At 71.5% G+C, this 11,230-nt stretch carries 11 protein-coding genes and 3 pseudogenes; 4 read left to right on the forward strand and 10 right to left on the reverse strand.

Annotated elements, in window-relative coordinates; all coding sequences use genetic code 11:
• From BM414_RS27750 to BM414_RS27760, 3 genes and pseudogenes are all read right to left on the reverse strand, one after another.
• Positions 1 to 275: pseudogene (locus BM414_RS27750) on the reverse strand (ferritin-like domain-containing protein); the annotation flags it as partial.
• Positions 276 to 598: 323 nt separating this feature from the next.
• Entirely contained in the window at positions 599 to 1,369 is a 771-nt protein-coding gene (locus BM414_RS27755; RefSeq protein ID WP_093585196.1) for an endonuclease/exonuclease/phosphatase family protein, read from the reverse strand.
• A 262-nt stretch (positions 1,370 to 1,631) separates the two neighbouring features.
• Entirely contained in the window at positions 1,632 to 1,970 is a 339-nt protein-coding gene (locus BM414_RS27760) for a histone-like nucleoid-structuring protein Lsr2 (protein WP_093585199.1), read from the reverse strand.
• A 457-nt stretch (positions 1,971 to 2,427) separates the two neighbouring features.
• On the opposite strand from BM414_RS27760, the gene BM414_RS27765 reads away from it, so the two are divergent.
• Positions 2,428 to 2,898: a hypothetical protein gene (locus BM414_RS27765; RefSeq protein WP_175551883.1), complete on the forward strand. Its 471-nt coding sequence runs from the start codon at positions 2,428 to 2,430 to the stop codon at positions 2,896 to 2,898.
• A gap of 1,372 nt (positions 2,899 to 4,270) precedes the next feature.
• Here the strand turns inward: BM414_RS27765 and BM414_RS27770 are convergent.
• Positions 4,271 to 4,510 (reverse strand): hypothetical protein, encoded by a 240-nt coding sequence (locus tag BM414_RS27770; RefSeq protein WP_093585203.1) that lies wholly within the window; start codon positions 4,508 to 4,510, stop codon positions 4,271 to 4,273.
• A gap of 464 nt (positions 4,511 to 4,974) precedes the next feature.
• On the opposite strand from BM414_RS27770, the gene BM414_RS27775 reads away from it, so the two are divergent.
• Positions 4,975 to 5,724: a hypothetical protein gene (locus tag BM414_RS27775; protein WP_093585205.1), complete on the forward strand. Its 750-nt coding sequence runs from the start codon at positions 4,975 to 4,977 to the stop codon at positions 5,722 to 5,724.
• Here BM414_RS27775 and BM414_RS27780 read toward each other — a convergent pair.
• Positions 5,693 to 6,595, reverse strand: a complete 903-nt coding sequence (locus BM414_RS27780; RefSeq protein ID WP_093585208.1) for an NAD(P)H-binding protein — start codon at positions 6,593 to 6,595, stop codon at positions 5,693 to 5,695. The two genes, BM414_RS27775 and BM414_RS27780, sit on opposite strands and share 32 nt — an antisense overlap.
• Positions 6,596 to 7,151: 556 nt before the next feature.
• Here BM414_RS27780 and BM414_RS27785 point away from each other — a divergent pair.
• Entirely contained in the window at positions 7,152 to 8,063 is a 912-nt protein-coding gene (locus tag BM414_RS27785) for an alpha/beta fold hydrolase (RefSeq protein ID WP_093585210.1), read from the forward strand.
• Between the two features lie 522 nt (positions 8,064 to 8,585).
• On the opposite strand, the gene BM414_RS29915 is transcribed toward BM414_RS27785, so the two are convergent.
• Complete coding sequence (locus tag BM414_RS29915; RefSeq protein WP_175551884.1) at positions 8,586 to 8,840, reverse strand: hypothetical protein; 255 nt, start codon at positions 8,838 to 8,840, stop codon at positions 8,586 to 8,588.
• Between the two features lie 41 nt (positions 8,841 to 8,881).
• On the opposite strand from BM414_RS29915, the gene BM414_RS27790 reads away from it, so the two are divergent.
• On the forward strand, positions 8,882 to 9,106 hold the full coding sequence (locus BM414_RS27790) for an SRPBCC family protein (protein WP_093585213.1): 225 nt from the start codon (positions 8,882 to 8,884) through the stop codon (positions 9,104 to 9,106).
• A gap of 29 nt (positions 9,107 to 9,135) precedes the next feature.
• Here BM414_RS27790 and BM414_RS29920 read toward each other — a convergent pair whose 3' ends face one another.
• The 4 genes and pseudogenes from BM414_RS29920 to BM414_RS27810 form a co-directional block, all read right to left on the reverse strand.
• Entirely contained in the window at positions 9,136 to 9,393 is a 258-nt protein-coding gene (locus BM414_RS29920; RefSeq protein ID WP_175551882.1) for a hypothetical protein, read from the reverse strand.
• Positions 9,394 to 9,397: 4 nt separating this feature from the next.
• Positions 9,398 to 9,944, reverse strand: a pseudogene (locus BM414_RS27800) (IS5 family transposase); the annotation flags it as partial.
• Positions 9,945 to 10,048: 104 nt separating this feature from the next.
• The gene (locus tag BM414_RS27805) at positions 10,049 to 10,705 is read right to left on the reverse strand and encodes a hemerythrin domain-containing protein (RefSeq protein ID WP_093585219.1); all 657 of its coding nucleotides are present in this window, start codon (positions 10,703 to 10,705) and stop codon (positions 10,049 to 10,051) included.
• Positions 10,706 to 11,044: 339 nt separating this feature from the next.
• Positions 11,045 to 11,230 (reverse strand): annotated as a pseudogene (locus BM414_RS27810) (tannase/feruloyl esterase family alpha/beta hydrolase); the annotation flags it as partial.

The raw sequence follows: 11,230 nt of genomic DNA on the forward strand, positions 1-11,230 counted from the left end.
TCCTCGAAGGGGGCCGCCTGCTCGAAGGTGGCCTTCAGGCCGGCGCTGAGCCGACCGAGGGCCGGGGTGACGACGTCCGGGACACCGCCGAGAGAACGGAGCGCCTCGGTGATCTCGATGGTGCGGGCAGCTGCGTTGTCGGCGTTCTGCGTCAGCTCGCGGCGGACGGCGTCGGTCCGGGCCTGCGAGATGCGAGTGCGCGCGACCTGCTCCTCGGTCTTGGTGAGGAGCACAAGGGCGCGAAGCTGGTTAACAATCTTGTTGTTGTTGGCCATGTCTTCACCATGCCCCAGAACCCCGGGTGCTAACTGTTGCAAGCGCATTGCTAGCAGTGAGTCCTGTCACGCCCGCTCGGCTGACGTAGCCGCATTTCCTCCCCCGCTCCCACAAACCGACCGTCGCCCTGATCGGGTGCAGCCGGCCGGTCCCCGACCGACGCGCCCCTCCCAAGGGATCCCGTCCGGGACACCGGAGGAGTGGAATTGCAGCTCACGCTGGCCTCCCGCAGCCGGTTGGTGAGGGCGTGGGAGATGAGGATTTGGTCGATCAGCTCCGGCCGGCCCTGGTTGATGCGCGACCAGTCGTCCGGCGGGCTCATTCAGTAGCCGGTGGCCCACAGCCGCCGGCGGTCCCCGCGGTCGGAGCGGCCGTAGCCGCCGGTGCCGAACTGCGACCCGGGTGGTCCGAACAGCAGCTGAGTGGTGGCGGCGTCCAGGGTGTCGTTGAGATCGCCGCAGACCAGCACCCGGCGGCCGGCCTCCTCACCGGCCAGCGCGCCGGTCGCCCACTCCCGCAGGGCGGCGGCCTCGGCCGCGCGACGGTTGAGAGCGTAGACGCCGTACCGGGCCCGCTCCCCTTCGTCGGTGGTGTCGAACCGGCCGCCGAGGAAGCTGAGCAGCTTGGACTTCAGGTGCGCGGTCACCGCGCGGACCTCGACGCCTGTCTCGGTGGTGCAGGTGACGGCCAGCCCGCCCCGGCCCAGCCGGGTGATCGCGGTGCCGTCGTCATCGACCGTCACCGGTGACAGCCGCACCGGCAGGTCGACCACGTCGGCCACATCGGTCAGCGGCCGCGGGGACAGCCAGGCCACGCGGATCGGGTGCCGGGCCTCGAAGTGGGTGGACACGACACTGATCCAGTCCGCGCCCAGCCGGGTCCGCAGCGCCTCCAGAGCGGCTTCGTCGCCGACCTCCTGCAGGGCGACCGCATCCGGTTCGGCGGCGGCGATGACCGCGGCCAGCGCGTCGAGCTTGGCGCTGAAATCCGCCTGTTCGGCCGGGCCGGGCGTGAACAAGTTCTCCACGTTCCAGCTCATCACGGTGAACATCGCGGCCCCTCCCGCGGTCAGGACCACGACCGGGCCCACCACCGTGCCCCGAGAGTAGGTGAGCCGGGGCGGCACTCGGCCCGACTTGCCGACGGACGCCGAGGGTTAGCCGTGCGGCCGGCAGCAGTTCGCCGCCGGTCGGCCGCCGGTGTCATCTCGGTGAACTCTGCGCCACTGCTCCCGTCGTGTGCTCGCGGCTCCAGGCGCGCGGGTGCGCCACACAGAGTTGCGGACCTGCGGTGTCCGCGCGACCGCCGGTCCCGCGTGGGAGAGGTCCTGGACCAGCGGTCAGGCGGTGACGGTGTCAGTTGCCGGCGGCTCGGTACTGCTCGACGACGCCAGCCTTGATCCGGCCACGCGGAGGAACCTCAATACCCCGCCCTGCAGCCCACGCGCGGACAGCGGCCGGGTCATAACCCGAGTAAGCGGGCTTCCCCGGCTGAACGGAGCGACGACCTCGGCTCGGCGGAACCTTCCGGGCGGCCTTAACGTAGCGGGACAGCGCCTCGCGCATCGCCTTGGCGTTCTCGTCAGTCAGGTCGATCTCGTACTCTGCATCTTCGAGAGCGAACTTCACGGTTGCGCCGGCTGGCGTCTCGCCATCCAGGTCATCAACCAGTAGGACCTCGGTTCTAGTAGCCACGAACCCCGAGGGTTCAGAGCTGTTATCAAGAAGTCAAGATGAGCGGCCACATACAGTGAGCCGTCGCCTCGAATACGGATGCTATGAATGACCGCACGCGTTGAGTATGAAGCGGAGCGTAGGACGCCCGTAGCGCCGTGCTTCCCAGTCATCAGCTGGGGTTTGTCGCCGGGCGCTGACTTGCCGTTTGCGCACGTGAACACCCGCGTTGTCCGCTGCCGTCCGCCTTGGCGCGCCGCAAGCCGGAGCGCGTTGCTGTACCGGTTGCAGTAGTCATCCCCTACGCGTGGCCGTGTCATTAGGCACCTCGCGTGTCCGGGTTCAAACCGCCGGGCATGTGCACCACGCCACCCCTGCGCCAAGCCCGCAGTCCGGCCGCCGCGACCTGATTGGGAGTCAGGCCCTCGGTGGCCCCGCGGCGCTGGTTGCGACCCCCGTCCAGAAGGTCGCCGGAGGCGTGGCCCGCGCGGTCAACGCCCCGGCCCGTTTCTGGACGAACCGGGTCAACAACGCTGTCGAGACGGTCAAGCACGCCGGTGAGGAGACCTCCGACCGGTTCTCCGCCGTCACCGACCGGGCGCAGCAGCTCACCGAGGCCGTCCGCGAGACGCTCACCGCCGGCCGCAGCGCCTCGCTGCGTCGCGCCGAGCAGATCGCCCGCCGCGAGGGCAACAAGGACGCCGCCAAGGCTGCCCGGACCGCCCGCGAGGAGCTCGGTGACGTCTCCGCCGACGAGCTGCCGATCAAGAACTTCGACCAGCTCGCCGTCGGCGACGCTGTGAAGGCCATCAAGGACCTCAAGGAGTCGCACGACATCCGCGTGATCATCCGCTACGAGGAGACCCACAAGAGTTGGGCGAACGTGGTCAGCGCCGCGCCGTCGGCCTTGGCCGACCTGGCCAAGGACGCGGTCGGCATCCCCGGCTGATCCCGCACCATTCCTTCGGAGGGCCCGCATCTCACTCGGGGTGCGGGCCCTCCGTGCGTTCGGACGACGGCGTCCGGTTCGCGACGAGCTGCGCGACTACGCGCTCAAGCGGCTGCCAGGTGAGGTGCTGATGATCGGTGACGGGACCGGGTGCATCAAGAGGCACGCCAAGTCAGCAGGGGCGGTACGTCCGTGCCGCCCATGCGCCTAGGGTGCCTGGGCCGACAAGGGCGGGAAGCGGATCGTCAGCACCGTCGCCCGGGCAGCAAACTTGCTTCTTGAGCGCTCGGAAACAAGCGTATTGCACAGGTTGCGCCCGAGGTGCTAGGCCTCCCTCGAAGGTCGTGCGCGGTTGTTAAAACTCATCCGCCCATCCACGATCGCAGCCACGCAGGCTGCTACAGCCCGTTCTATTTCATCGCGAAGGACTCGCACGTCACTTAGATCAGGCGGCTCAGGATCTGCCGTTACCATCCTCTCGAATGAACGACCATCCTCACTGCGATCCTCTGGGGGGTGGAAGGTCAAGCCCGTGGAAACGTTGCGCAGATACGCAATTCTTGCCACCTCCGTCGCGTCGGGGTCAGCTCGCCGAATTCCTATCTGGACGTAGTAGGCCGTTACCAGAGCCCGACAGCGAAGCCAAGCCTCAGGGACCTGCGGACCGCGAAAGTATGCGGCGAGGATGGATGCTAGGACTGCTCGCTCCGAGCGCCAACCTCGATAACTCTCGTCAAACGACTCTTGTGACTGCAACGTCGCACCTACCTGAGCAAACTGCGAGGCCGTTTCTATCTCCAGGACTGCGCGAGTCACCCGCTCCACAAGGGTGACCTTTACTTCGAGCGCCTTCCGCTGGTCCTGCCATCCACGCGTCACCCTGGGAATCCACCATCCCGTGACAGCCGCCCCGGCCAAGAGCAGCGCGAGGGGGTGCTCAAGGGCAGCTAGCAGCGCGGTCATCAGTCATGCTCTCGAGGCATCCCACTGCACCCCCAATCCCGGGAAGCTAACGCCGACCTGTGCGCCATCGAGACAGAAGCGACTCGTCGTCCATCTACTCTGCGCGGCTGTTACAACGCGCCACCATGCACGCCGGTGTGTCGCGGCGTAGCAAAGCATCGGCCTGCGGGGACGTCGGGGCGGGCAAAGACAACCTGTTGCACGGTTTTCGCGGCGGAGGTAGCGGGTGGCAGCGGCTCATCCTCGTGTGCAACCGCAGCAGGCCCACAGGCCACCGAGGTGTCCGGTAGCACGGCTCGACCGTTGACGGAGTGGGGGGACGGTCCCCCTGACCCTTGCCGCGGCGCGGGTCATCTGCTGGTCGGCCAGCTCGGCAGCGTGCTGAGCGACGGCTCGGGCGAGCGCCTGGTCACTGTGCGCTCGGCCCGACGGACTCGTAGTGGCCCTGCGGCAGCCTGCCGCCGTCGGTGGCGATGCGGTCGATGAGGACGGCGGCGGCCTGCTCGAGGTCGCCGCGGCAGGGCGCGGCGAAGGCCTCCACCAGCGGCAGCAGCACCGCGAGGTCGGCGGTGCCGGCGCGCTCCTCGAGGTCCCGGGCGCGGGCCAGCGCGCCGGAGGCCGCCTCGTGCCGACCGCGGGCGGCCTCCACCCCAGGCGAGGAACTCGCTGGCGGTGGCCATGTCGGCGACGTAGCCCAGCTCGGTGCCGAGCTCGACCGCCTCTCCGGCCCACCCGTACGCCGCCCGGTGCTCGCCGAGGACGAAGGACTGCCCGGCGGCGAAGACGAGCCCCGACGGGAGGACGCCGAGCGCCCCGGCGGCGCGGGCGGCGGCCAGCCGGCGGTCGAGCACCGCTTGGGCTCGCGGTGGCTCGCCGGCCCAGGTGGGTGCGGCCAGCGCCAGCGGCAGCCACCGCGGCTGGTCGCGCATCCGTGGGTCGGTCCCCATCCGGTGCAGCGCGCGCAGCGCCACGCGCCGAGCCGTGTCCCAGCGGCCGGTGAACGCCAGCGCCGCGGCCTACGTGGAATCGGCTTGTGTGGCCCGCTCGACGTCGGCCGGTCGGCGCAGCGGCTGACCTCGTCGGCGACCTCGGCGACCTCGGCGACGGCGGCCGGTGAGCCGAGGGCCCAACGGGGCCTTCGCCCTCGGCATCGCCCTCACCCTGGCCGGCATGGCCGCACTCACCGCGCTGCTGACCCAAGTGGACGAGCCGACGGTAGCTCCAGTGGCCGGGCTGGCGCTCCTGGCCGTCGCCGCGGCCCTGTGGATCACCGACCTGGCCTGGCGGCTGACCACCACCGTCCGCATCGCCGATGCCTCCGCCGGCTCACCACCGCCGTGGTGCGACCCGCTCGCCGCGTGGGCCGACGCCGGGCTGTGCTACGTCGCCGCGCTCAGCGGCGGGGCCGCGATGGCCCGCTACGGCTGGGCGGTCGCCCGCTCCGGCCTGCTTCCCCGCTGGTCGGGCTGCGTCACCGCCGCCCTCGGGCTCCTGCTCCTCGCCGAGTTCGCCAACACGGCTGATGTGGTGCCCAGACCGCTTCACGCCGCGCCCCTGCCGGTCGGCGTCAGCGTCCTGATCGCCGCGCGGACGACGCCGGGGCGCACCCGATCGCGCGGACGTCGAGCCCTCGGGAAACGCGAGGTGCACGACCCGCGGGGCCCGCCCTCGGGTCGGGACGTCGGCATCGGTCGGTGCGGTCACTCCTCCACGGGATCGCCGGCGAGCGCCGGGGCGGCCCTGAGTACACAGTCGGCCTCGGCGCTGGCCGTGACGGGCCGTGGAACCGGCGATGTCGCATCGCTGGCCGGACCCGGTTGCCTGCGGAGGATCATGTCCCGGGACTGGCGACCTGACGGATGATGTAGGCCGAGGCGGAGCGCGGCTGGATGCCGAGCGCGCGCAGAGCCCCGGGCCCAGGGTAGGAACTCACGTCCATCGACACCGCGATGCCCAGGCCGGTGGCGAGCTCGGGCTGGCGGCGCCGGAGCGCACGCGCCCCGGCGGCCAAAACCGGGCGCGGCACGACGATGCGGCGGAAACGGTCCCCGGTGATCTTCTCGAAGATGTCGACGACCTCGTGCCGGGTCAGCGCCTCGGGGCCACCGAAGTCGACCGCGCCGGGCGGGTCCTGCATCGTCGCCAGGCGGATGCAGGCCTCGGCGACGTCGTCCTGGGCGACGTAGGGCACGGGGTTGCGGCCGCGGCCGAGGATGACCGCCCGGCGTTTGTCCGGCCGGATGCCGGCGGCCGGGCCCAGCCAGGTCTCCTGGAACGCCGCCGGGCGGACGATGATCGCCCGCAGCGTCGAGTGGTGCAGCAGTTGCTCGGTGGCTCGCTTGGCGTCGAACAGCGGCACCAATCCGGCCACGGAGTCGGCTCCCGGCAGGGCCGAGACGAACACGAACCGCTCGACTCCGGCGGCCTCGGCGGCCCGGATCAGCGCGGCATTGCCGTCGCGGTCGATGCGGGCGATCGACATGTCGGTCGCGCCGGGCCGCCAGCGGCCGACGGCGTTGACCGTGGTGATCACCGTCTGCACCCCGCGGACCGCCCGATCGAGGCTCACCGGGTCGGTGAGGTCCCCGGTCACCGTCTCCGCGTGCTGCGGCGGACCGGGGAGGCCGCGTTCCGCACGTAGCAGCGCCCGGAACGGCAGGCCCCGCTCGGCCAACCGGGCCGAGATTCGGCTCCCGAGGTGTCCGGTGGCTCCGCACAGCAGCAGCCCGGTCATCTCGACCTCCTGGAAGCAGATGGTCCAGTCGAGGCGAGGCGGCTGTGCCGTGTCAAGCGAGTTCTCCTGCCCGGTTCCGCGGCAGGGATTGGGCGGATCTGCGGCGGCCCCGCCGGATCACCCGGCGGAGGCCCGGGTCCGACCTCGTCGTGCGAACGCCTGGCCCTGGTCCGTCGCCCGGCGGCACCGCCCCGCTGGCCGGAGCCCTTGGCCCCTGTACGCGGCGCAGACCGTCGCCGGATCCTGGGGACGCACCACGCCCGGCGTTCGCACGACGAGGTCGGCCCGGACCGGAGGACACCGACGATGGCGAGGCCCGGTCGACCACACCATCTCCAGGAACCCGCTGCCGGGGCGCCAGCCACGGCCACCGGTCCGGGGTGACGCACCCCTCTGCCGACGCCCGATGTCTGGGGAGCGACCGCGACTCGGTCGACGACTTCACGACCCCCGCCGGCACGGCGGGGTGCCGCTCGTGTCGGAGGGGACCCGGGGCCGCGCCGGAGCGCAGCGGCAACCTGCTCGGCCTCGCCGAGCAAGCCACGGGAGGACCGACATGGACACCCAGACCGGCACGGTGCGGGCCCAGGCACACCCGAGGGTCCAGACGGCGCAGGCCAATGGCATCGAGATCGCGTACGAGATCTTCGGCGACCCGTCGGCCCGACCCCTGGTGCTCGTCATGGGCGCCGGTGCCCAGATGCTGCTGTGGCACGAGGAGCTGTGCCAGGCGTTGGTGGACCGCGGCTTCTTCGTCGTCCGCTTCGACAACCGGGACGCGGGGCTGTCCACCCACCTGCACGACGAGGTGCCCGACGTGCGGGCAGCCGCGGCCGGGGACTTGTCCTCGGCGCCCTACACCCTCGAGGACATGGCCAACGACACCGCCGGGCTGCTGGAGGCGCTCGGCCTGGACAGCGCGCACGTCCTGGGTGTCTCGCTGGGAGCGATGGTGGCCCAGACACTCGCCGTCCGGCACTCCGCCCGGGTGCGCAGCCTGACCTCGATCATGTCGGCCCCGGCCGTGACGGTGGATTGGGAGGCGGTGGAGGCCCGGCCGCCCGCGACCAGTCGGGAGGAGTACGTCGAGCAGGTGCTGCAGATGTTCCGGCTCATCGGGTCACCCGGCTATCGAGCCGACGAGGCCCGGCTGGCCGACGTCGCCGGCCGGTCCTACGACCGTGCCCACGACCCCGCCGGTGGGGTGCGCCAACTGCTGGCCATCGCGGCCTCCGGTGACCGCACCGAGCAGCTGCGCTCGATCCGCGTGCCGACGCTCGTGGTGCACGGCGAGGCCGACCCGGTCGTCCCCGTCGCCGCTGGCCGCGCCACCGCCGAGGCCATCGCGGACGCCGAGCTGCTCGTCCTGCCGGGCATGGGCCACTCCCTGCCGCGCGAGCTGTGGCCGACGATCGTGGACGCCGTCGTCCGCACCGCAGATCGCGCCGCGGACGCCAGGGCGCAGTGAGCGTGCGCGGCCAGGATGCGGCCGTAGGCGTCGCGGGTGGTTGACTCGAACGCGTCCCGGCGCAGGAACCGACGCGAGGCCTCGGCCGGCGTCAGCGGGCCGGCGTTGCGGTGCAGGCGGGTCACGGTGCTCATCGCTCGTCCTCGGGTCGGTCATCGGCGCGGTCGGCGAAGCGGTGGTGGTTCCCCCGTTGCGCAGACGCTCGAGGACGGCAGGTAGGAACTCGTCCTCGAGCAGTCCGGCGACGTCGGCCTGCCTGTCGGTACCGCCGGCGGCCTCCCACAACGCCGCCTCCGCGCAGTTGCCGGCGTCCGGACGCGGATCATGGGGGCAGGAGTCATGTTGCGGCCAGGCAATCGAGGTCACCGAGGCCAGGCAGTCCCCGCACAGTGCACGTGGTCGTCGCCGGCGCCGGTCACCACGTACAGACCGACCCCATCCCGCTGAGCCCGTGGGCACTCATCCGGCGGCCCGGGCGGCGGCAGCATCGTCGGATGCGGGCCGTGCAGGTCCCCGCGACCGTCACTGGGCAGCTTCGCCGTCCAGATCGCGGCCGCGCCGGGTGCGGAGGTCACCGGCGTGTGCAGCGCCCGCAACGTCGAACTCGTCCGCGCGATCGGCGCCGCCCACGTCATCCACTTCACCGCAGCCGTCTCGGGGTCCCTGGTCCAGGTGCACCGCCCGGCAGCGGTCGTTCCAGGCGGCGATGAACCGCTCGATGGCGGCGAATGAAAGGTTGGACGGTACGAGACTCAACACCGTGAACCGTTCTGGCACCGTGGGGCCACTCGTGCTGCCCGCCCGCAACGGAGGCCCGCATGTACACCGTCGATGTCGTGACCGTGGTGCCCGCCACCCTTGAGCGCACCTGGGCAGCACTCTGCGACATCGAGCACTGGCCGGACTGGCAGCCGATCCGCAGCGTCACCGTCGACGGCGACGGTGAGCTCGGCCCGCGGGTCGAGTACACCGTGCACGGCCGCGGAATCCGGGACCGCTACCGCGTGACCGAGTTCGACCCGCTGCACCGCCTGACCTACTAGATGGTCTCGGGCAATCTGCCGCTGCGGCACTACCGGTCCGAGCAGACGATGCTCGCGGCGGGTGACGCGAGCGTGGTCCGCTCTCGCACCACCTTCGAGCCGGTGGTGCCCGGGACCGGTTGGCTGTTCGAGCGGATCATCGCCGTGGTCTTCGGCAGGATGGGCCGCGCGCTCGCCAGAACGCTCGGTTGAGGCATCGGCCGCTCCGACATGGCGCCCGAGAACGCCGCCGAGGTCGTCGTCGACACCTGCGCCGTCGCCACCGCCGGGATGGCCATGAGGGCCACCGCTCCGAGGATGGCCGCGGCCGTCCGCTTTATCCGCATGCTGCTCCGTCGGCTCGACGAGCATGCTGTCGTGCCGGTTGGCGCCGGAGACGGCGACGTTGAGCCGCAGCCCGGTAGCGTCGCCGAGCAGGTGGTACTTGGTGCCGCGCTTGGCCCGGTCGGTGGGGTTGGGGCCGGTCAGCTCACCCCCCTTTCGCGCGGACGCTGACCGAGTCCAGCGACGCCCTCGACCAATCCAGCTCACCGTGCTCCCCGAGCTGGTTGAGCACGGCGACGTGCAGCCGATCGAAGACACCGGCCTCGGCCCACTCGTGCATCCGGCGCCAGCACGTCCAGCCCGACCCGTAGCCCAGCTCGACCGGCAGCTTGGCCCAGCCGATCCCGGTGGAGAGCACGAACGCGATGCCCTCGAGTACGTCCCGATCAGAGGTACGCGGCCGGCCGGTGCGGCCGTGCACCGGCGGCTTGCGCGGCGGGATCAGCGGCTCGACCAGCGCCCACAGCTCGTCACTGATCAACCGCGGCGGCGGAGAAGGCGCCGACGACGACACGCGCTGCACCCTCGGACAACGGGCTATGACCGGCCAGAGACCGAAGGCCTACTTCCGCAACGTCTTCTGAGCCGTGGTAGTGGTCCCCTGCCGGGGACCGCGGGTCAGGCGCCGTGGAGGCGGCGCGTGTAGCGGGCGTAGACCCGCGGGCCGATGCGTGGAAGCACCACGCGTGGGATGAGCGGCACGTTGGCGAGGATCCCCCGGATCACCTCGGGATCTGCGTCCTTCATGATCATGCCGAAGGCGAGCGGTAGCCGGCTCCGCGGCAATGCGCCCAGTCCTTCCTCGCCCAGCTGATCCCACTCGGCCTGGGTCAGGCAGCGGGAGGCCAGGGGCAGTACCTGCTCCTCCTCGGCGCCCAGGTGCTCGGCCAGCTCCACGATCAGTAGGTCCAGCAACTCCGCCACTCGGTCCCGGTCGGTGCCATGGGAGCTCGACCGCCAGCGCATCGCCGTGGCCGTCGTCTCCTCGATGAGCGTGTGGATCGTCTCGTGTTGCCGCTCCATCAGACCCACGGTGGGCGCGACGTCCGCGGGGAGCCGGTCGAGCAGCTTCGGCCAGAGAAGCCGGTCCTCACCGGCGTGGTGGAGGTGCAGGAACTGCAACAGGAGCATTACGTGGTCGGCAACCTGTCGGACCTGGGCGTGGTGACCGGGTGGGATGCCCCTCACGAGTTCCAGCGCCTGCCGGAACTCGCGCCGGAAGGCCGCATGGACGACGAGCATGTCCCGGGTGTCGGTGCGCCGGTCGACGGTCATGTCCGACTCCCGTCCATCCGTTCAGCTGGTGACCTCCCGTGCGAGGACTGTCTCGCTCGCGCGACCAGTGGTCAACCACGTACACGCTGGTCGCCTCCCCGCCGATCTCCTCCCGGCCGCCGTCGAGCGACGGGCTAGACACGCCGTCGCCGGAGTCGCCGCGCGGCCGGTCCGGGCACAGGCCCGACGGGCAGTCGGGCGGGGAGCGCCGCACGCTGCACCAGGTCGCGCAGCCAGACGAGGTCGTGGTGCACGAGCCGGATGCCTGCGCCGGCTGCGGCATGGACCTGTCGGCGGATCATCAGCCGGCCGCCGCGCGACCTGACGGGCAGCCCCGGGTCAGCTCCCGGACCTCAGCGAGCAGGTGTTGAGCAGCGCCGGGTCGGTGGCGCCGTCGCCGGCCGGGCGCGGCACGGTCGTGCTCGCCGGCGGCCTCTCGCGATCCTCGACCCAGGCGGTGAGGGCGTCGAAGGCGGTCCGGAAGCAGGGCAGCATCGGCCGCAGGCGCTGCGGGTCGATGCCGAC

It is taken from the genome of Geodermatophilus amargosae, assembly GCF_900116515.1.
Lineage (GTDB): Bacteria > Actinomycetota > Actinomycetes > Mycobacteriales > Geodermatophilaceae > Geodermatophilus > Geodermatophilus amargosae.